General features: G+C 51.4%; 23 protein-coding genes and 1 tRNA gene. 15 read left to right on the forward strand and 9 right to left on the reverse strand.

The window, feature by feature from the left end; all coding sequences use genetic code 11:
* The first annotated feature begins 2 nt into the window (after positions 1-2).
* A complete protein-coding gene (locus PUV47_RS08385; RefSeq protein WP_274218068.1) occupies positions 3-695 on the forward strand; it encodes a nucleotidyltransferase family protein in 693 nt (230 codons plus the stop codon).
* A gap of 45 nt (positions 696-740) precedes the next feature.
* A complete protein-coding gene (locus PUV47_RS08390) occupies positions 741-1,400 on the forward strand; it encodes a nucleotidyltransferase family protein (RefSeq protein ID WP_274218069.1) in 660 nt (219 codons plus the stop codon).
* Here PUV47_RS08390 and pabB read toward each other — a convergent pair.
* The 6 genes from pabB to PUV47_RS08420 form a co-directional block, all read right to left on the reverse strand.
* Entirely contained in the window at positions 1,391-3,223 is a 1,833-nt protein-coding gene (pabB, locus tag PUV47_RS08395) for an aminodeoxychorismate synthase component I (RefSeq protein WP_274218070.1), read from the reverse strand. The two genes, PUV47_RS08390 and pabB, sit on opposite strands and share 10 nt — an antisense overlap.
* 176 nt (positions 3,224-3,399) lie before the next feature.
* Positions 3,400-4,884, reverse strand: coding sequence for a methyl-accepting chemotaxis protein (locus tag PUV47_RS08400; protein WP_274218071.1), 1,485 nt, complete (start codon positions 4,882-4,884; stop codon positions 3,400-3,402).
* Between the two features lie 4 nt (positions 4,885-4,888).
* Entirely contained in the window at positions 4,889-5,227 is a 339-nt protein-coding gene (locus PUV47_RS08405; RefSeq protein WP_274218072.1) for a hypothetical protein, read from the reverse strand.
* Between the two features lie 83 nt (positions 5,228-5,310).
* The gene (locus PUV47_RS08410) at positions 5,311-5,772 is read right to left on the reverse strand and encodes a MarR family winged helix-turn-helix transcriptional regulator (protein ID WP_274218073.1); all 462 of its coding nucleotides are present in this window, start codon (positions 5,770-5,772) and stop codon (positions 5,311-5,313) included.
* Between the two features lie 157 nt (positions 5,773-5,929).
* Complete coding sequence (gene msrA / locus PUV47_RS08415) at positions 5,930-6,577, reverse strand: peptide-methionine (S)-S-oxide reductase MsrA (RefSeq protein WP_274218074.1); 648 nt, start codon at positions 6,575-6,577, stop codon at positions 5,930-5,932.
* 93 nt (positions 6,578-6,670) lie between these two features.
* Positions 6,671-6,976, reverse strand: a complete 306-nt coding sequence (locus tag PUV47_RS08420) for a hypothetical protein (protein WP_274218075.1) — start codon at positions 6,974-6,976, stop codon at positions 6,671-6,673.
* A 294-nt stretch (positions 6,977-7,270) separates the two neighbouring features.
* Here PUV47_RS08420 and PUV47_RS08425 point away from each other — a divergent pair.
* A tRNA-Ser gene (locus PUV47_RS08425) sits at positions 7,271-7,360 on the forward strand.
* A 250-nt stretch (positions 7,361-7,610) separates the two neighbouring features.
* Here PUV47_RS08425 and PUV47_RS08430 read toward each other — a convergent pair.
* Genes PUV47_RS08430 through lexA form a run of 3 tightly spaced genes read right to left on the reverse strand, consistent with a single transcriptional unit; the run spans position 7,611 to position 10,483 of the window.
* Positions 7,611-8,663, reverse strand: coding sequence for a hypothetical protein (locus PUV47_RS08430; RefSeq protein WP_274218076.1), 1,053 nt, complete (start codon positions 8,661-8,663; stop codon positions 7,611-7,613).
* A complete protein-coding gene (locus PUV47_RS08435) occupies positions 8,629-9,834 on the reverse strand; it encodes a hypothetical protein (protein WP_274218077.1) in 1,206 nt (401 codons plus the stop codon). Before PUV47_RS08435 ends, PUV47_RS08430 begins: the two co-directional genes overlap by 35 nt.
* A complete protein-coding gene (lexA, locus tag PUV47_RS08440; RefSeq protein WP_274218078.1) occupies positions 9,821-10,483 on the reverse strand; it encodes a transcriptional repressor LexA in 663 nt (220 codons plus the stop codon). Before lexA ends, PUV47_RS08435 begins: the two co-directional genes overlap by 14 nt.
* 162 nt (positions 10,484-10,645) lie before the next feature.
* Between lexA and PUV47_RS08445 the strand changes: the two genes are divergently transcribed.
* The 12 genes from PUV47_RS08445 to PUV47_RS08500 all read left to right on the forward strand — a co-directional run bounded on the left by PUV47_RS08445 (position 10,646) and on the right by PUV47_RS08500 (position 20,605).
* Positions 10,646-10,855: a hypothetical protein gene (locus PUV47_RS08445; RefSeq protein WP_274218079.1), complete on the forward strand. Its 210-nt coding sequence runs from the start codon at positions 10,646-10,648 to the stop codon at positions 10,853-10,855.
* Complete coding sequence (locus PUV47_RS08450) at positions 10,848-11,303, forward strand: DUF2924 domain-containing protein (protein ID WP_274218080.1); 456 nt, start codon at positions 10,848-10,850, stop codon at positions 11,301-11,303. Before PUV47_RS08445 ends, PUV47_RS08450 begins: the two co-directional genes overlap by 8 nt.
* Complete coding sequence (locus PUV47_RS08455; protein ID WP_274218081.1) at positions 11,300-12,685, forward strand: recombinase family protein; 1,386 nt, start codon at positions 11,300-11,302, stop codon at positions 12,683-12,685. The genes PUV47_RS08450 and PUV47_RS08455 overlap by 4 nt, the downstream gene beginning before the upstream one ends.
* Positions 12,670-13,080, forward strand: a complete 411-nt coding sequence (locus PUV47_RS08460) for a hypothetical protein (RefSeq protein ID WP_274218082.1) — start codon at positions 12,670-12,672, stop codon at positions 13,078-13,080. The genes PUV47_RS08455 and PUV47_RS08460 overlap by 16 nt, the downstream gene beginning before the upstream one ends.
* Positions 13,081-13,278: 198 nt before the next feature.
* On the forward strand, positions 13,279-13,827 hold the full coding sequence (locus PUV47_RS08465; RefSeq protein ID WP_274218083.1) for an RNA polymerase sigma factor: 549 nt from the start codon (positions 13,279-13,281) through the stop codon (positions 13,825-13,827).
* Positions 13,828-14,021: 194 nt separating this feature from the next.
* Positions 14,022-14,315, forward strand: a complete 294-nt coding sequence (locus PUV47_RS08470; RefSeq protein WP_274218084.1) for a hypothetical protein — start codon at positions 14,022-14,024, stop codon at positions 14,313-14,315.
* Positions 14,312-15,211 (forward strand): ATP-binding protein, encoded by a 900-nt coding sequence (locus tag PUV47_RS08475; RefSeq protein ID WP_274218085.1) that lies wholly within the window; start codon positions 14,312-14,314, stop codon positions 15,209-15,211. Before PUV47_RS08470 ends, PUV47_RS08475 begins: the two co-directional genes overlap by 4 nt.
* The gene (locus PUV47_RS08480; RefSeq protein WP_274218086.1) at positions 15,208-15,798 is read left to right on the forward strand and encodes a hypothetical protein; all 591 of its coding nucleotides are present in this window, start codon (positions 15,208-15,210) and stop codon (positions 15,796-15,798) included. Before PUV47_RS08475 ends, PUV47_RS08480 begins: the two co-directional genes overlap by 4 nt.
* A 12-nt stretch (positions 15,799-15,810) precedes the next feature.
* Positions 15,811-17,475 carry a DEAD/DEAH box helicase gene (locus PUV47_RS08485; RefSeq protein WP_274218087.1) on the forward strand — a complete coding sequence of 555 codons (1,665 nt, stop codon included), beginning with the start codon at positions 15,811-15,813 and terminating at the stop codon, positions 17,473-17,475.
* Positions 17,472-17,666 carry a DUF6511 domain-containing protein gene (locus tag PUV47_RS08490; RefSeq protein ID WP_274218088.1) on the forward strand — a complete coding sequence of 65 codons (195 nt, stop codon included), beginning with the start codon at positions 17,472-17,474 and terminating at the stop codon, positions 17,664-17,666. The genes PUV47_RS08485 and PUV47_RS08490 overlap by 4 nt, the downstream gene beginning before the upstream one ends.
* Positions 17,667-18,419, forward strand: coding sequence for a PD-(D/E)XK nuclease family protein (locus PUV47_RS08495; protein WP_274218089.1), 753 nt, complete (start codon positions 17,667-17,669; stop codon positions 18,417-18,419). It begins immediately after the preceding gene.
* Positions 18,416-20,605, forward strand: a complete 2,190-nt coding sequence (locus tag PUV47_RS08500) for an AAA family ATPase (protein WP_274218090.1) — start codon at positions 18,416-18,418, stop codon at positions 20,603-20,605. Before PUV47_RS08495 ends, PUV47_RS08500 begins: the two co-directional genes overlap by 4 nt.
* Positions 20,606-20,777 lie beyond the last annotated feature (172 nt).

The raw sequence follows: 20,777 nt of genomic DNA on the forward strand, positions 1-20,777 counted from the left end.
GCATGAAGAAAGAACATGGGCTCCAATTCCCAACCTTCGGTAGTGACAGGATAAACCAGGCAAGCGAGCCAGAGTTGCAAGCGCTGGTTCGAGAGATGGTACGCAACAATTCAGTTATCTGGTCGCTGCTGAAGTTGGCGGAGGCGGAGAAGCTGCCCGACGCCTGGATCGTTTCAGGGGCCATCTACCAAAACCTCTGGAACGCGATGTTGGGCTTGCCTCAGGGCCACGGGATCAAGGACTATGATTTGGTCTATTTCGATGGTGCCGATCTTTCTTGGCAGGCTGAGGACCGCATTATCAAGCGTATTGATTCCCGATCGGTCGACCTTGGTGTTCCCGTTGAAGTGCGCAATCAAGCCCGCGTTCATTTGTGGTATCCGGACCGGTTCGGGGCGGCTTATCCGAAGCTGCAGCATGCCACCCACTCTCTGGACTATTATGCCTCAAAGACCCACGCGGTCGCTGTCGGACTGGAGGCAGGAACAGAGAACATAAAAGTTCATGCGCCGTTTGGCCTGCGCAACATCTTCGACATGCTTGTTGTGCCGAACTATGCGCTTGATAATAAAAAGACACATCAGGATAAGGCGGCGCGTCTACAATCCGTCTGGTCCCCAGTTACGATCATTGATTGGGAGGATGACGAGTTTCTGCGCCATCAAAGACAAGATGCGGGTTTGTTCCTCCGCTAGTTCCCCAGTATAAGGGGCGCGAGACCTCTCGAAATTAGGACAGCCATGCCCGTGCCGCAGCAAGGTGCCGACGCAGTCAGTCAAGAGCTGACATTGCTCGATCAGCAGATACTTGCAGATCCTCTGAAGTCATCAGAGGACGAGCGGCGACGTGTGCTCTCATTGCTGCTGCTCACTCATCCCGGATTGCTGTCAGCCATGAAAGGCATACGTTCTCTTGGGGTGGCGGACTGGCGCATTTCCGGGCGCACCATCGGGTTGATTGTTGGCAGTGCTTTGTTTGGCAAGCCTGAGCAACTGGGCAGTAAGCTGCCGCTGCATCTGTCGTATTTTGAGGGCGATAAATCGTCTTCAGGCGGGGATTTGGCATTGCTGCGCAATCTTCAGCTGGTGCTGGAAGAGAGTCCGTTCAGCATAGCGGTCGAGAATGTTGGGCCACTGCAAAGCGTGCCGCTTCTGGAAAGCGGCCCCAACCAACCTCCGCCCTCGTGCACGGATGAAGCCATACTTCGGAGCCCCGTTCAGGCGTTGGCTGTTGGGGTGCGCCTTGAGGCAAAAAACAGGCTCTCAATATTTGCGCCCTATGGGCTGGCCTGCCTGTTTGCGATGAAGTTCATTGAAAATCCGGTTCATCCTGATGAGGCGGCTGTCAAACAGGAAATGCGCTATTTCTCGAGTCTTTGGCCCGATCAGATTCACGGCTGATGTTCTCTCTCCCCTTCAAAAGCCGCAAATAGTTTGGACAGCTCCACTTTCACCAGACCGCGAACGCTGTTTCCCACATAAACGGCCTCTGCCTTCACCAAGTCCTCTGGCCGCAGGTCGGCTTCTTCCGCGATGCCTCGTTCCAGCAGACCCGCTCGGAGCGTTCCGGGAAGCAGGCCGTGGCGCAGATGAGGCGTGAGCAGCTTTCCGGGGTTCCTGATGAAGAGCGTTGTGAAACTGCCTTCCGTCAGAAAGCCGTCCTCGTTGGTGAAGATGGTTTCCTGACAGTCGAACCGTTCCTGATATCGCTTGCGGGCGTCGTCATAAAATGCCCGGTGCGTTGTCTTGTGAAAGAGAAACCGGTTGTTTGAAAGGAGCGGTTCCCGTGCAAGGCAAACAGACCACGCGCTGTCTGACGCTGAGGGCAGGGGCGTATTTTCTATTTGGAAGCTCCCATCCTCGTGCAGCTCCAAACGTACCCGTTGGGCGCTCGGGTCCCACGCATTTGCGTGAGCCGCTAATGCCGCACGCACAGCCTCGCCATCGATCTTGAAGCCAAAATACGAAGCGCTCTCCAGCAAGCGGGCCATATGGCGCTCAAGAAGGAAGAAGCCGTCTTCAGGTGTCCACTTCATGGTCTCAATGAGGCCAAACGGTTCAATCGGATCAGTGAAGACTTCGAGCTTCAGCAAGCATTCTTCATACTCAGGGGAGGCTCCGGAATCGAAGACCACGCCCGAGCCCGTTCCAAGACTGCCGTTACCGGCCTCATCAAGCACAAGCGTGCGTATGGCCACATTGAAGCAAAAGTCACCATTTGGTTCGATTGCACCAATGGAGCCGGTGTAGATGCCGCGCGGACTGGCTTCTAGATCGTCAATAATCTCCATGGCCCGCAGTTTAGGGGCTCCGGTGATGGAGCCACACGGAAACAACCTCTCCATGATCTCAGGAAGCTCCGCGCCCGGCTCAAGCTTTGCCGTGGTTGTAGAGGTCATCTGGAAGATGCTGCGATAGGTCTCCACCTCGCAATGGGACGGTACCGCAACACTGCCCGGCTCGGCGATGCGCGACAGGTCGTTGCGCATCAAGTCTAGGATCATGGTGTTTTCGGCCCGGGATTTGGTATCGCTCGCAAGCCAGCGTGCGATGCGCTGATCTTCTGCTCGCGTGCGCCCTCGTGCGGCTGTGCCTTTCATCGGCTTGCAGGTGAGTAGGTCTCCACGACGAGAGAGAAATAACTCAGGTGAAATGGAAAGCACACGGTGCCCATTCATATGCATCAACGCTGCATAGTCGACGGGTTGCTGAAACAACAGCCGTTCAAACAGATGAACCGGGTCGCCCTCAAACTGTAGTGCAGCGCGCATGGTCAGGTTGATTTGATAGATGTCACCTTCCGCCAGGTGCTGCTGTGTCTTTTGGAAAGCAGCATCATAGGCATCGCGGCTCAGATCGAACTCTTTGAGGTCAATCTTGGCGGACGTTTCGCTCGGGTCCCGGGCTTGATGAAGCCATGATCGGACCTGCGTTGCAGTAAGGTGTTCAGGTGCCTCATAGATCCCGAACCATGAGAGAGGCATCCCGCCAGTGCCGCGAAAGCGCGGGATCAGCTTTTCTTCAAAGGCAAAACCGAATTCATACGAAAAATAGCCAGCAAGGTAGGCGCCGTTCTTTCGCGCTTCTTCCAGTGCAGCAAGTGTTGCACGCACATCGTCCAGCGACCAGCACTCAATCACATCCAATGGTTTGGAAAGGAGACGTGCTTCAAACCGCGATTTGCGGTCGAGCAGCAGAACCGTGCCATCCTCAAATCGCGACATTTGCTGCAATTCTCATTGTGAACAAGCGTAACACCTCAACGTGCAAAACAATGCGCGCGGGTATACCAGTCAGATGGAGTTGCTGGCAACATGCGCCGCGTTTCAGTCCGCTATAAGAACGGGAAAAGGCCGCCAAGAGACGGCCCTCTTATCTCGTCCGGTGCTGATGCAAGACGTCAGGCCACATCCTGCAGGAACTGTGTGATCCGGTTGCCCAACTGAACAATGCGCTCCTCCATGACGCGTGTGTCATTGTTCACCTCACCGGCGGCACGTGAGGTTTGCTCAACCGCCTCGCCGAGGCCCTGCACGTTCTCAGCAACAGCCTGGGTGCCTTGCGCAGCAGAGGTGATGTTCATGGAGATTTCGTTGGTAGCTTCACCCTGTTGGCTAACAGCTGCGGAAATGGCGCTGGCGTTGCTGTTTACGTCGTCAATTCGCGCGGAAATGTTTCCGATCGCTTCGGCAGCTTGGCGTGTCTGTCCCTGAATCTCGGAGATTTGGCCGCTGATCTCCTCTGTGGCCTTGGAGGTCTGGGTCGCCAGATCCTTGACTTCCGCAGCCACAACGGCAAAGCCTTTGCCCGCTTCACCCGCCCGCGCGGCTTCGATTGTGGCGTTCAAAGCCAGAAGGTTTGTCTGTTCCGCAATCGCTTGAATGAGGGTGATCACTTCGCCAATGCGATTGGCGGCATCGGACAACCCGTTCATTGTCTCATCAGCTGCACGCGCACTTGAGTTGGCGTCGTTGATCTTCTCGTTGGTCTGAGCAATCTGGCGTGCAATCTCGCCAATGGAGGAAGACAGCTCTTCAGCAGCTGCTGAGACGGTTTGCACATTGCCCGAGGCAACGTTTGAAGAGTGCTCTGCACGATCTGCGCGGCTGTTGCTGTCATGAGCCAGCTGGGTCAGGGCCTCTGTGGCTTGCAATATGGTTTGGGCGCGGTTTGACAGCTCAGTGACCAGTTCATCGGCTTCGGCTTTGAACGCGGCAATATGCTCTTGGACGCGGATGGATTGCTCATGCTCGTTTGACTGGCGCTCGCTTTCAGATGCCTGCAGTGCAAGGGCCCGTTCTTCTGCCGCGACTGCGTCTTCGCGGGCCTTTTCTGACGTGCTGAATAGCTCATTCACCTTTTGGCAGGTCAAGACCAACGCCGCCGTTTCCAAAATCAGAATAGCTGCATGAAGGGCTACACGGCCGATGCTGCCGTCGCCCGGAAACACAAGTTCCGGAAGAAGAAAGTTGAAGGTCAGGTGATGGAGCGCCACAACGGCGGCAAAGGCCAGCAGAGGGCGGATGTCAAACCAGCCTATCAGAATGGCAAGCACCGCAAAAAAGTACATGTGCATGTCAATCTGATAGGAAGTGGCCGCATCTGGTGAGGCGCTGGCCGCCACAATGACGGACACAATGGCGGCCATGCAAAGCGCTGTCACAATCCGGGTAGGAGTTGCAGAGCCAAACTGCATCCAGACGGCTGTGGGAACCACAGCCAGCAAGACAGCAATGCCAGAGATGATTGCCACCGAGGCGTGCTCATTCAAAAACGCGGCTGTCATGGCCAACAAAACGTTGATCCACATGAGGCCGATAATCAGCCGTGTTACAGCCTCACGCATCTCGTGCATGCTTTGCGAGGAAAGCCTCTGCCCACTCATCGTTTCATTCTCCAAAAGCGTTCAGGCCCGACCGGCACGCGTCAAAAATCAAGGGTGAAAGCACAAGCAGTGCTCCGTGGTTGTAGAGTTGTTCTATGAAGTCAGGCTTATCCGAAGCTGCCACTACCAGATATCGTCCGTTGCCGATGGTTCCAAGGAGCGCCCCTTCTGCAGCGACAGCGCTGTCAATTGCTGCAGTGGACCATGGGGCCGAGAGTACAGCGACCCTTGAGGCGCTGCTGGGAACCAGTGTGGCAAGGCTCATGCATAAAAAAACGAGAGCAAAGACAAGCATGTAGAATGACATGCCCACTTCGCTCTCGTTTTGATGATCTGACTGCATGAATTTCCCTCATTAATTTGAGGGGTCATTTCTGCAGTTATTTTACTTAATTCTCTATTAAAGCTGAGATACCTGCCTGTCGATTAGGCTGGTTCAGCCACTGGCTCCATGTCCGTGAAGCAGTATCGCATGCAGGTCGAGTTCTCAGCCTTTTCAAGAATGCTTTGGAAGACAGCATCCAGGCGCTCCAGATCTTTTTCGTCGATCTCTTTGAGCAGAGCGGTGGCTGTGTCCCAACGGCTCTTTGCCAGGTCCGAAGCCCTGCGTTTACCGCGTGCTGTCAGCTCAACCATAACTTCTCTGCCACGGCGACGCTGCCGGCGCACGAGCCAGTCTTTTTCCAGCCGGTCGATCAGGCGGACCGTCGCAGAGTGGCTAAGACGAACCTCTGTCGCAATGCCTCCAATGGAAACAGTGGAGTTGCGTTGGATGGTTAGAAGAGCAGCGACAGCACTTGAGGAAAGGTCGCCATAGGCTTCGACGCTTGTATCTTCCAGCAACGTGCTGACCGCTGTCAATTTGTTCGCTACTTGATCAACTAACATTTGAAAACATTTCTTGAAAAGTGTTGCCCTTAAGTTCGGTGAGATAAAATTAATTTAAAATTTTATATTAATCAACTCACTCATTCAATTAAGGGTGGTGGAATGGGGTGAGGGATAACCTGACTGTCTAAAAGAATCGATTCTTGAATTGATGAATTTAGGTTGTGTAACGGACATCCAGGCCACAAATGCCGCAATAACCCTCGGGGTTTTTGGCAAGATATTGCTGATGGTAGTCCTCAGCCCAATAAAAGGCAGGGGCTGTTCGAATTTCTGTCGTTATGCTTCGTCCCAAATCGGATTCTCTTAGATTTCTCTGATAAACCTCCTTTGATTCTCTTGCGGTGGAAAGGTCACTCGAATCAAAAGTGTATATCACTGACCGATATTGACTGCCAATATCGTTACCCTGCCGCATTCCCTGAGTTGGGTCGTGATTTTCCCAAAAGAGCTTCAAGAGCTGATCAAGGGATGCCTCGGTGGGATCAAACACAACAAACACAACTTCGGCATGGCCAGTTCGCCCCGTACATACCTCATTATAGGTGGGGTTGGGCGTGCCTCCGCCCGCATAGCCAACGCCAGTGACGTAGACGCCTTCTTTGTTCCAGAACAGGCGCTCTGCCCCCCAAAAACATCCCATGCCGATGACGAGCCGTTTGAAGCCTGCTGGGTAAGGGCCCGCCAGAGGCTGCCCGTTTACATGATGGGTACCTGGAAGGTTTATGGGGTCATGCCGCCCCGGCAGCGTTCCTTCATTGGATTTGCCGCTGAACTTGTTGGACAGCATGTTCATGAATGACATCATAACCTCCCCTGAAACGACTTGATATCAAACTGGAGTAAGTCTGAGATAAATCAAGGCGTCAACTGGCGGGCGGCGAGGCAGGCTGGCGACTTACAAAAGCGAGGCGCGCAGTCTTTTCCGGCGGTCGCCGTACCAGAGCAGCAAAAGGCCCAGAGGGGTAAAAACAACCCACGCCGGATATTGCAGGAGGCCTTGGAGGATCGGATCCCAAAGGAATGGAGAAACATTCCGTTGGATTCCCGCCTGAGCCGCGTTCAGACTTTCCGGCGACAAGTCAAACCAGACTTGCCCCATCGGCGTCACCACCCATGCCGAGGCGGCGATGCTGCGTGTGCAGTCAACCACAAACGCGACCAATGCCACGGCAACAAACCAAAGGCCGAATACTCTCGCCAAAAAACTGAACACCTGTGCCCCCGTTTATCTGGGTTGTAAGGACGTGCAGACGCCTTGACGTGTCTGCGTATTGGGATCCTTACGCCATATCATGATCATTGAAACTCAACATCCGGTGAATGATTAGTGATGCTCTTGAAAATACGTGGAATCCGAAGCTGTTGTGCGTTTCGTGCCGGCTAAGTTCACAGGTTGGGGAAAGCTGAAGGTTTTTTCAAAATAAGTCCTTGCGCCCTCCGGGTGCTTTGACTATACCCCCACTCACGCCGTCGGTGCCAAGCCGACGCAGCAAGCGGAGAGGTGGCCGAGCGGTCGAAGGCGCACGCCTGGAACGCGTGTAGGCGGGAAACCGTCTCCAGGGTTCGAATCCCTGTCTCTCCGCCATTAACCTAAAACGAACTTGTCTATGCCCGAGATGGCATAGCCTCAAAAGCCCAGCATTTGCGGGCTTTTTCGCTATTTGCAATTGACTTCCTCTCTATAAAAACACCCCGTTTTTCTCTAATTTTCCTCCTATATATGCCCCTTTCCTGAAAAACACCGTACTTGGAAAAGCGAAGTACGGAGCTTTTAGTCATGGGAAATCAATGGTTTGGCAATTGACCAGTTCGCAGCAGTCTATGCCTATCATTGACTATTCATCAGGTGAGATATGAAATTTGGAGCGATAGCAAACGCGGTTTTTGTGATCTTTGTAATCCTCAAATGGGTCACTGTCATATATGCCGAAGAACTTTTGAAAGACCTTCTTCAGTTCTTGTTTTTGCTTTTTCTGGTTTCGGTTGGCTTTCGGGTTATCCCACGTGAATTGGCCTCGCTCATCTGCAAAGCCTTCCAGCAGATTCCATTGTTTGTTGGGAGATGCTGTTCGGCCATCAGCCATGCCCATCTGGGTAAAATTGTAAACTTGGGAAACCCTATTGTTACCAGTATTGCAAGTGACACGAACCGTATGCCCATCGGTGAACTTAACCGTAATATTCGACCACTCTGCATCGGCTGGGGTTGGAAATAAGACACAGCTCACTTCTGGCATTGGGTCTTCTTGAGCCTCATGAAAGGCAGAAAATGCTTCTGAGGCTTTTTTGGTATCAATGAGCATGTCTGCATTAGTCAAATCTTGCAGACCAATTAAAGCAGAGCTTTTAGCTCGGATAGCATTTATCTTGGATTGGCTGATGTTGTCGACAGACGGCATCAGCAAAATGGCTGATCCATCAAGACCAATCACATGGTTGATTATGCCTTCCAGATCTCCATCGTGAATGTCTATTCCAAAGAAAACTGGATAACGGATGGTGCCGCGAGGTATGTAATGCCCAACCCTTATACAGCTTGAGGTGCCATCAATGGTTTGTATATCCTTTGAAACTGAAATCTCATTCGTAGAGTCGGCGATTAAGCCAGCAATTTTTTTTAGACTTAGAGTATGCAGCCGTCTGTCATTATTCGAAATATGTAAGTCTGGGCAGGATGTGGTGTCATCATTACAAACTGCCAGCATTTTCCCATTAGGCATTTCACACACACGCCTTCCACCGCAATGCCCATGATCACAATGCAACTGTTCATCAAAAGCAGTTGTGCTATCGAACCAAGACTTGATTAACTCAGCATCACCAAAGTGTTTGATTAAAAATGCATGGTTATGTTCATGCCGAGGCAGCTTCGCGAGCATATTCCACATATTGCGCTGCCTCCTGTTTTGATGATCTAGGTTCAACTAGCCCTTGGTCGGTGATCCAATCTTCCACAACCAGAAAATCTTCGTCACGACTGAACGTGGCACGATTGCCAGCCCGGATATCAATTGGCCTTGCCTTTTTCACCCCTTCAAACTTTACGCTGAACTTGGCAAAATTAATGGCCGCACGCTTTGTCGATTCCTGTCCGTTTTTCCGTATAAGCGTGTTGAGAAGATTGCCTGATTTTCTGATTTCAGTTTCGCCGCCCCAATCATAATGAATTTCAACCAGCTTCACATCTTCAACACCATCAGTAGTGGCAAAATTATGGGCGGCATTATCAACATCTCTCAATTTCTCTAACGAAAACTTCTTTTGCTCAGAGAAGTACTCCTCGTTACCAAAAATATGTTTTCCCACGCAGCGCAAGAATTCTTCTATCTGACCTTTTTTCTTGCTAGATATTCTGACGCTGACATCATCGCTGTCGCAATTGTAAATCAAAAGATCGTGGCATTGAGGGTTGTAAAATACGCTCCCTGTCTCGCCATCTTTCATTTTAAATTCACGCTTTAATGGCTTGCCGTATTTTATAACGATGCTAACTCGGTGCCCTTGAGGGAACAAATAAACTCGGCAATTTCGCAATCGGTTATTACTGGCAAACCAGTCATCAAGCTCTGATTGCAGTGCTGTGATTGTTCCATCTGAAATCTCTGGAAAAGATCTTTTTTGAGCGTGAGAGCCCCAATAAAAACTAAAGCCCCGATAGTTTCGGACTAATGATCGCGCATATTCCGTATGGAAAAGATCAGGCTGATTTAAAAAGCAAAACAGGGCTAAATCTTCATGTGATCCGGGTATATAGTGTAACTCGATACCTTGGTCTTTGGCTGCTGATATCAGCGAGTCCATCGCTTCTTGACTGGACATTTCTGTAATTAATTGCAGAGCTTCCATCAACTCGTGCGTTTCATCCGAATCTTGAACGCTGTCGTTTGGGCGGATAAGCGCTTTTGTAATATCTTCAAAATTCAATGTGCCGTTTTCGAGATGAATCTCATGCTCTTCAAAGAATTTTGGAAACTTTCTGAATAGCTGAATAAGCAGCTCTGCATCCAGACCGCCTAAAACATCTACATTTGTGAATACCTTTGGATTATATCTCGACATCGCCAATCTCCTGTTTCGTCGTTACAGGGTTGGCCTCGGTGTCAACACCCGAGCAGACGTGTAAGACCTTCCCAATTATTTTAAGTTCATCTTGTTGTCCTATGATGATGGGTTTTAGTTTCTGATTTTCAGGGCGCAGTTCAATATGCTCCCCTTCAATGCTCAGCCGCTTTACAGTGGTCTCTTCGCCGACCATGGCCACCACAATATCGCTGTTTTCAGCAATCGGCTGCTGGCGCACAACAACGTAATCTCCCTCGAAAATATCAGCATTGATCATGCTGTCACCTTGCACTTTGAGCGCAAAGCATTTCCCGCGCAGCACATTATCCGGCACCATGACCTGACCAATCTGATTCTCAAGGGCGAGAATCGGTTGGCCAGCCGCAACCATCCCTAAAACAGGAACAGCCGTCAGATTGGTTTTATCCGGTGTTTGTGCGTGGAGGACTTCGATGGAACGCGCTTTTCGCGCTTGCCTGCGAATATAGCCTTTATCTTCCAGCCGCTTGAGCCCTTCAAACACACTGGGCGCTTTCACACCCAATTCCACAGCAAGCTCTTGTACCGTGGGCGACATCCCCATGGCACGTTTCAGGCGCTCAATGGCCTGTAATAGCGTATTCTGTGCGTTTGTCAGTTGCTCCATAGCATCCTTTCAATTTTGGCTAATGACCTAATATAAATTAGGCTTTTGATTTTCACAAGCCTAATTTGATTCAATGCACAGCATTGACTGAGCCGACAGTTTTCAAGTCATTTCAGTAAGTAACTCCTTGAACGACGCAATAATTCTCAAGGAGGTTCGCCTATGTCTTCACTTTCCCCAAACCTAATAAATGAACGAGATCGCCGCACCGAAGTGGCCCGTTTACTGGCACTTGGCATTCTGCGCCGCAAGATCCGTCTGAACCGTCAGTTCGAGCCAACACATCCCTCTAATTCATTGGACTTACAAGTTTTTCCAAGCGTTCATGCCCATGACGAAGAACCAAAAAACCAAGGAGAAACAGATGGATAAAACACTTCTGGCGCGTGTGGCGGCACTCCCAAACATGCCGCTATCAGACCTGAAAGCATTATGGCGGGATGTGTATCAGGACGAACCACCCGGCGGCCATAAAAGCCACATTGTCCGCAGACTGGCTTATCGCCTGCAGGAGCTTGCATATGGCGTTGATCCGCAGATTGAGAACCGGATCGAACAGCAGGCCAATGATTTATTCGGATCGGGCAAGAAATCCAAGCCGAAGCGCAAGACACAATATCAGCGGCCCATCCCCGGCACCAAACTTGTTCGGGAATATAAGGGCATTGAATATCAGGTCACCATTTTAGAAGAAGGCTACGAATATGCAGGCTGTTTATACAAAAGCCTGTCGAAAGTTGCGCTGGCCATAACGGGCAGCAGCTGGTCAGGACCTGCCTTCTTCGGATTAAACAACAAAGCACAAGGAGGCAAACATTGAGCGCAACTACACCGAAAAAACGCTGCGCGATTTATACGCGCAAATCTACTGAAGAAGGCTTGGACATGGAATTCAACAGCCTTGATGCTCAGCGCGAGGCTTGTGAGTCCTACATTGCCTCACAAAAACATGAAGGCTGGTTTCAGCTTCCTGATGAATATGATGATGGCGGCTTCACAGGCGGCAATATGGATCGTCCGGCTTTGAAGCGCCTGATGGACGATATCAAAAGCGGGCTGATTGATACGGTTGTCGTGTACAAGGTTGACCGTTTGTCGCGCTCCTTGGCTGATTTTGCCAAACTAATTGATCTGTTCGATGAGCACAAAGTGTCCTTTGTCTCTGTGACCCAGCAATTCAACACCACCACATCAATGGGCCGACTGACGCTGAATATTCTGCTGAGTTTCGCCCAGTTTGAGCGTGAGGTGATTGGCGAACGCATCCGCGATAAATTAGCCGCCTCCAAACGCAAAGGCATGTGGATGGGCGGTGTCACGCCCATGGGCTATGTGGTCAAAAACCGCGAGCTTGTGATCGAGCCTGATGAGGCTGAGGGCATCCGCAAAATATTTGATCTGTTTTTGATGACCAAGTCACCAACGGAAATGGCGAAAATGTTGCCGCGCATGGGAGTGTTAAGCAAGAAGCGTACAACCAAGAACGGACGGGTTATTGGAGGCAAGGCACTGGATAAAGGCGGTCTCTATAAGATTCTGCAAAACCCCATCTATATCGGCAAGATCAAGCATAAAGACAAAATCTACGAAGGCCGCCATCCAGCCATCATTGATATGGATACGTGGAATAAAGTCCGCGCCATCATGAAAGAAAACACCATCAATAGAGGCGCAATCACACGCAAGAAAACCAAGGCCATTTTGATGGGGCTTTTGAAATGCGGTGAATGTGGATGCTCTTTGGTGCCAAGCCATACCCGTAAAAAAGGCGGCAGGCTTTATCGCTATTACACCTGCGAACACTATCGCAAAGGTATCAAACCTGATTGCAAAGTTCGTAATGTCAGTGCCAGTGAGATGGAAGCTTTGATCCTGACACAGCTGCAAGCCGTTTTTGCCTCACCTGAAATGATCGTTGAGACATGGCGCGAGGCATACAAAGAAGATGAAAGCGTGACTGAAACGGAAGTCCGGGACGCGCTTGGCAATATTGTACCGATCTGGAAGGAGCTTTTTCCGGCAGAGCAGCAACGTATTCTTGAGCTGATGATTGAGAAAGTCATCGTCAATTATGAATATGTCGATGTCCGTATCCGGGCAGATGGCATGCTTAGCCTTGCACGAGAATTGGACGAACAAGAAAAGCGCCTCCAAGGAATTTCAACCAAACAATTGGAGGAGCAAGCATGGATGCACGCATAAAAATGATGGAAGGCAATGTGATCTCGGTTCGGGTTCCGATAAAAATCAAACGCTACGGCGGCAAAAAACTGATTTTACTTCCTGAAGGTGCTCATATGACTGCACCGCAAGAAGCTTCGAAACCCGACGAGACGCTCGTTAGAGCCTTGGCCAAAGCCTATTACTGGCAGAACCTGATTGATACAGGGCGCTATAAATCCATCGATGACATGTCGCGCCAACGCCAGATCAATTCCTCTTATATGTCGCGGATACTGCGCCTCAATCAACTCGCCCCCCAGATTAAAAAAGCCATCTTGGATGGTACGCAGCCGCGCCAGTTAAGCCTACAAGATATGCAAACCCCATTTCCCGATATTTGGGATGAGCAATTAAAGCATTTTGGATTTGCTTAATCCCGCTTCGGTGAAATTTCACCGAACACTCTGAAATTTTTTTCAAAAAAATTCGCACCCACCAAAGCCCCGCATGTCGGGGCTTTTTTTGTTTTTGCAGCGCTTTGAGTAGCGCGTCTCACCGGGCCTCCGGTGAGTTTTCGCCAGTCCCAGTTGACCCGCCCGCGTGGCGGCTAACCGCAACTGGAGACGAAAACCATGAGCAAAAACAACTATGAAGGAATCCATCCTTATGTCGTAAACCAAGTCCGTTATCACGCACGCAGCCTGATGCGGCACTCCGCCATTCATGGCGTAGAAGTCGAGGACCTCGAGCAAGAGCTAATGCTGGATTATCTATCCCGCAAGCAGGCTTATGATCCCGAAAAAGCAAAATGGTCGACCTTTGTTGACCGCATCCTCAACCACAAATGCGCCAGCCTGATTGAGGCCGCCCGCGCACAAAAACGTGGGTCCGGCATCAGTGATTTCTCACTTGATGCATGGCTTGAGGATAAGGATGGCGAAGACAACGCCTTGCCTGATCCCGCAACCGAAGACCTGACCAGCCGCGACCTTCAAATTGACCTTGAACAGGCCGTTCAGCAGATGCCGCCGCATCTGGTGTTGCTGCTCGTTGATCTGCGGACGCTCAGCATCAGTGAAATCTCACGCAAAACCAAAACCCCACGATCAACCCTTTACGGGACGCTGTCCGAACTACGCGGATCGCTGAAGGAGCGTGGCTTTGCGGAATACCTGCACTGAGCCGCCGACAGTTTTTGAGCCCTCTCGGTAAGTAACTCCTTGAAGGCAAGAAAACATGCCGGGTTCTCGCGGAAATACAAGACCTGAATCAGGAAATACCGCGACCGCTTTGCTCTTTGGGCGGCGTCAGAACCCGGCAGCCGAAACGACATGACCAAAGAGCAAATTTTAACCCACGAAATCAAGGAGGTTTTATGTTTAAGCCATCGTTACAAAAGCTGATTAAAGACAGCTACTACGCCAAACATGTTCCGGCATTTATTCAAATTCCAGAACTTGGTGCTATTCCTGAAGACACCACCAAACCTATCCATGAGGCAACTCTGGATGATTTGGCCTTTGCCGCGCAGGCTTTGGATAAAGAACAAAGCGCCATTTACAAGCGCTTGTCTGCCATCCGTGAGCTTTATACGGAAGCACGTTCCAAAGGCGCATTAGGCGCTGAAAACATTGTGGACGCACTCTCCCGCAAAGGAGGTGCCCAATGAGCCTTCCTATCATCTCAGCCGATGAACGCTTGAAAGAAACCAAGGGCATTAAAGGATGCATCTTCGGTAAAAGCGGTATTGGCAAAACATCACTGCTCTGGACGCTTCCCGCTGAAAAGACGCTGTTCTTTGATCTGGAAGCTGGTGATCTGGCTATCGAAGGTTGGCAAGGCGACACCATCCGTCCGCGCACATGGCAGGACTGCCGTGATATTGCAGCCTTTATTGGCGGTCCGAATCCGGCTCTGCGTGATGAGCAGCCTTACAGCCAAGCCCATTATGATGCCGTCACCGCCAAATATGGTGATGCCGGAGCGCTGGATAAATACGACACGATCTTCATCGACAGCATCACCGTTGCTGGACGCTTGTGTTTCAATTGGTGCAAGGGCCAGCCACAGGCATTTTCTGACAAAACAGGCAAACCCGACACGCGTGGTGCATACGGCCTGCATGGTCAGGAAATGATCGCGTGGCTTACGCATCTCCAACACACACGCGGCAAGAATATCTGGTTTGTCGGCATCTTGGACGAAAAGATCGACGACTTTAATCGCCGTTTCTTCCAGCCACAAATTGAAGGCAGCAAAACTGCATTAGAGCTTCCCGGCATTGTCGATCAGGTCATCACTATGACCGAGATGACAAGCCCCGAAGGCAAGTCATTTCGCGCCTTTATCTGCCACACCATCAATGATGCCGGATATCCGGCCAAGGATCGTTCCGGTCGTCTTGATCTGATGGAAGAACCCCATCTTGGCCGCCTCATGCAGAAGATTGCGGGCAAAGCCAAGCCTGCTGCCGAACGCCTCACGTTCTCAATTGAACAAGACGCGCCTGCCAGCAGCACCCCGGATTCCCAAGAAAACAACGAAACACAAGGAGGCCAAGAATGAGTTGGAACGATTTTAATAGTGCAGATGATCAAAGCGGATTTGATGTCATCCCCAAAGGAACACTGGCTAAGGTCCGTATGACCATTAAGCCCGGTGGTCATGATGATGCATCACAAGGCTGGACGGGTGGCTGGGCCACGCGTAGCAACACCACAGGTGCGGTCTATTTGAACTGCGAGTTTGTGGTGCTGGAAGGCAAATATGCCCGCCGCAAAATCTGGAGCCTGATTGGCCTTTACAGCGCAAAGGGACCGGACTGGGCCAATATTGGTCGCGCCTTTATCAAAGGGATTTTGAATTCCTCTCGCGGCGTGTCCAACAAGGATAATTCGCCAGCTGCCCAGAATGCCCGCCGTATCAACGGCCTTGGTGATCTGGATGGTGTCGAGTTTGCTGCCCGTATCGATATTGAGAAAGACCAAAACGGTGACGACAAGAACGTCATCAAACTGGCTATCACACCAGACAACAAGGAATACGCCTCTCTAATGGGCGCTGTATCCGGTACAGCTTCTGCGCCTCAGTCCAATAGTGATCAGCCCGCATCTGCGAGTTCTGCCAGCAACCTGCCGTCATGGGCGCAATGATAAGGGGGCGGCATGTTACTCAGACCAAGACAAAAGGAGCTCGTCTCTAAGACCGTTGATGCGCTTTATACCCACGGCAATACACTTGCAGTCGCGCCAACAGGTGCAGGCAAGACAATCATGCTCTCAGCAGTGCTGGGGCGCATGTTTGATCGCGATATTGAGCGTGCCTGCGTGCTTGCTCACCGTGATGAGTTGACCTTTCAAAATGAAGGGAAGTTCAAGCGCGTAAATCCATCGCTCTCCACCAGCATTTTTAATGCGAATGAGAAAAGCTGGGATGGCCAAGTGGCTTTTGCCATGGTGCAAACCCTCTCGCGGGAGAGCAATCTACACTCATTGCCACCACTTGACGCATTGGTGATTGATGAAGCACATCACGCCCGGGCTGACAGCTATATGCGGGTGATTGAGCACGCTCAAAACATCAATCCAAACATGAAGCTGCTGGGCATGACCGCCACGCCGAACCGTGGTGATAAAAAAGGTCTGCGCCCGATCTTCTCCAATGTGTCGGACCAAATCACGGTCAAAGAGCTGATCGCGTCCGGTCACCTTGTGCCGCCACGCACCTTTGTCATGAATGTTGGTGTTCAGGAAGAACTGAGTAAAGTCCGTAAAACCGCTCTTGATTATGATATGGGCGCGGTTGCCGACATCATGAACACGCGCCCCATCAATGATGCGGTGGTTCAGCACTGGAAAGAAAAAGCCGGAGACCGTCAAACCGTTGTATTTTGCTCGACCGTTGAGCATGCGCGGGATGTCATGGCCAGCTTTATCAGCGCGGGCTTCGCCACAGGAATGATCTGGGGTGATATGAGTGAAACAGATCGCGCTGATACCTTGGCAGCTTACGGCAAAGGCGATCTGCAAGTCATCGTGAATGTCGCGGTACTGACTGAAGGCTGGGATCACCCGCCAACATCCTGCATCGTTTTACTGCGACCAAGTTCCTACAAATCCACAATGATCCAGATGATTGGGCGTGGGTTGCGAACAGTCGACCCGGCTGAGTTCCCCGGCATCATCAAAAAAGACTGCGTTGTGCTGGACTTCGGCACATCGACACTGATGCATGGCTCGCTGGAACAGGAAGTCCAGCTGGACGACCAGTTTATTGAAGGCGATGCGCCCTATAAAGACTGCCCGGAATGCGGTGCTGATGTGCCGCTCGCCAGTAAGGAATGTCTGTTATGTGGCTATATCTGGGAAGGCCAGCCCGAGGCTGACACCACACAGACCGCCGATTTCCACATGACGGAGATCGACATTCTCAAACGCTCCAGCTTCCTTTGGTGCGATTTGCGCGGCGATGATCAGTATTTCATTGCGACTGGCTTTGAGGCTTGGGGCGGCGTCTTTTACCGTGATGGCGAATGGTACGCCGTTGGTGGTCGCAAAAACCACGCGGTTAAGCTCTTGGCTGCCGGTGAGCGTATTGTGTGCTTCGCCGCAGCCGATGACTGGATCAACCTGTTTGAAACCGAGAGCGCTGCTCACAAAACCAAGAACTGGTTGCACCAGCCTGCCACCGAAAAACAGCTGCGTCACCTCCCTCCTGAATATCGCAATGATTACAGCCTGACCCGTTACAAGGCATCCGCGCTGATGACCATGCGGTTTAACAACACGGCCATCCGTCAGGTCATTGAAAACGGGAGGGTCGCCGCATGATTGATCCCACCGATTTCGAACGTGACTGCATGAATAAGGCTCTGCGTCCCCTTGGCGAATATGTCGCCGAGATTGGCACTGACAAAGCCTTCCAAGATTTAACCCGTGAGCAAGTCCTGACGCTGATCGAAGTCGTTGTGACTGCTTACATGGACGAGCTTTCCAAAGGCTCGGAGGAGATTCCGTTTTAGATGCTTGATTTTAATCACAGGCCCAGTTTTACCGAGCGTGTGTCTGAATTGATTGATCAGGCACTGTGCGCGGAACATAAAACCCAGCCAGAACGCGATTATCTGGGGGCTTCCCGCCTCGGGGAAAACTGCAGCCGCAAATTACAGTACGAATATACCAACACGCCCAAAGACGAAGGTTTTTCCGGGCAGACATTGCGGATATTTGCCGCAGGCCATGTGTTTGAAGATCTGGCCATTCGCTGGCTGCGCCTTGCCGGGTTTGAGCTCTTCACTGAAAAGCCGAATGGCTATCAGTTTGGATTTTCTGTCGCTGATGGCCGCATCCGTGGTCATGTTGACGGCATTATTAATGGCGCACCCGAGGCGCTAGGCCTGACATTCCCGATGCTTTGGGAGTGCAAGTCGCTCAATGCCAAGTCATGGAAAGATACCGTCAAACGCGGCGTTGCTAAATCAAAGCCTGTCTATGCCGCGCAGATGGCCACCTACCAAGCCTATATGGAAGGCAGTGTGCCGGGCATTAGTAAGAGCCCGGCGCTATTCACGGCCATTAATAAAGATACGGCAGAGCTGCATTTTGAGCTTGTTGCTTTTGATGCGAGCCTTGCTCAAAAGGTCAGTGATCGTGCGGTTACCATCTTAAAAGCAGCCGATTCTGGTGAATTATTGCCGCGTCATACCGCTGATCCCGAACATTTTGAATGTCGTTTCTGTGCCTACCGCAACCGTTGTTGGGAGGTACCTGCATGACGACAAGCTGGTCCGATTTCAACGATGCGCCAAGCCAATATCCGGAATTTAAAGACACTGCTGTCCCTACGGATGATATCCGTCAGCAACTGATTGGACGTCTGGATCAAGTCTTGTCTTATTTGCTGCCTGCAGGCCGCATCAAGCGAGGCGTGTATGAGATCGGTGATATTCAAGGTAATAAAGGTGATAGCCTCAAGATTGAGCTGAATAGCGGCAAGGCTGGCATGTGGCATGATTTTGCCACGGGCGAAGGTGGAGACATCTTTGATCTGTGGGCTGCTTGTCACAATCTGGATACCAAACATCAGTTCCCACAGGTGGTCAGTTCAGCCAGTGAATGGCTGGGATTGTCTTCGCCCGCGCCGATACCTGCTAATCAAGCCAAACCTGCCAAACATATCCCCGAGGATGAACTTGGCCCTTACACGGCCAAATGGGACTATCTGGATGGCGATGGCAAGCTGATTGCCTGCGTCTATCGCTATGACACAGCCGACGGCAAGGAATTCAGGCCATGGGATGTGCTGGCAAAAAAACATCGCGCTCCCACACCAAGACCTCTCTTTAATCAGCCGGGCCTCATGGAAAACCAGCATGTGGTTCTGGTCGAAGGTGAAAAAGCTGCCGAAGCTTTGATGGCTCATGGCATCACTGCCACAACTGCAATGAATGGCGCGAAAGCCCCGCCCGAAAAAACTGACTGGTCACCGCTCAAAGGCAAACACCTACTGATCTGGCCGGATCATGATGAGGCTGGTCGCGCTTATGCCGAAGCCGTTAGCGCATATCTTGGCGCACAAGGCGTAACCGCTTCGCTCACCATTTTGGATGTACCAAGTGATAAGCCTGAGAAATGGGACGCAGCCGATGCTGTGTCTGAGGGTTTGGACATACGCGCTTTTATTGCTGCGTGCATTAAAACCGAAAAAGCCGCTGTCACCGCTGTGCCTGCCTTCACGGTTGGGCATTTTCTGGATGACACATCGCCCATGCCAGAAGATTTGATCCTACCGCGTGTGTTAACGCCGGGCGGACTTATGGTCTTTGGTGGTGCGCCAAAGGTCGGCAAGAGTGATTTTCTACTCTCGCTGCTGGCTCATATGGCGGCAGGCGTTCCATTTCTTGGCATGAAGCCACCACGCCCTTTGCGGATATTTTATCTGCAGGCAGAGATTGGCTATCACTATTTGCGCGAGCGCTTGCAAAACATGGCGTTTGATAAAAACCTGCTTCCACTGGTCCGCAAAAATCTGGTTGTCACACCGCAATTCAAGATGCTGCTCAATGAGCATGGCGTGGCGGCCACCTGTGAGGCCATTCGCAGCCATTTTGCCGATCTTGGGGTTGATATTATCGTCGTTGATCCGCTGCGCAATGTGTTTGACGGCGGCGATAGCGATGCCGGTGAGAATGATAACGCCGCGATGCTGTTCTTCCTGCAGCAACGGCTCGATGCCTTACGTGATGCCGTTAATCCCGATGCTGGGATTATCCTTGCCCACCACACACGCAAAATCCAAAAAAAGCAGCTTGAGGAAGACCCGTTTCAGGCGCTCTCCGGTGCCAGCAGCCTGCGCGGTTATTACACCACCGGGCTGATCATGTTCCAGCCGGATGAAAATCAGTCCTATCGCCAGCTGATTTTTGAGCTGCGAAATGGCCCGCGCCTGCGCTCAAAAGTGATCGATAAGGTCGATGGTGCGTGGCAAGAGATGGAATACAGTTCGGATCGTTTGGTCAATCGTGACTATGGCCAGAAGCTGGATGCGGAGCGTCGTCGCAAGCGCGATGTGATCCTTGAAATCATCTATGCAGAATCTCGCGCTGGTCGTGTCTACACCATGAACCAGTTTTGTCAGGCGTTTGAAAACCGCGCCGGACTTGGCGGTAAAGACACCATTCGTGGACGCTTGGATGTGCTCTCCACCAAGGGCTACGTCAAGTTTTTCAAGGATGCAGACAATTACGGCCTGAGCAGCCCCTCTCGCACCAAATACGGCTTTTTGTGCGTTGAAGATATGCATCTTGGCACTGGTGAAGAGATGGTCGATCCGCACACAGGCGAAGTCTCTACCAAGCTGCAAGCGGTCTATCCAACCCATTACAAATGCCGCCAGACAGCCGCTGTCCTGCCTGTCGAGAACCCTCGTGTGTGGATTTATGACGAGGAGGATCAGGCATGAAAAACCAGCCCCAAAACACCCGCAAAAACCAATTTTCCCACCCGGGAAAAATGGTCTGCCACGCTCCCAAACTGGAGCAGTTTCGGCCGAATCTGAAACTGCAGCAAATCTGCCAAAACTGGAAAACGCCAGCCATATCAACGGTTTCAGCGCAGTTTCGGGCCAGATTCCA

This window comes from Pseudovibrio exalbescens, from assembly GCF_028737195.1.
GTDB lineage: Bacteria > Pseudomonadota > Alphaproteobacteria > Rhizobiales > Stappiaceae > Pseudovibrio > Pseudovibrio zosterae.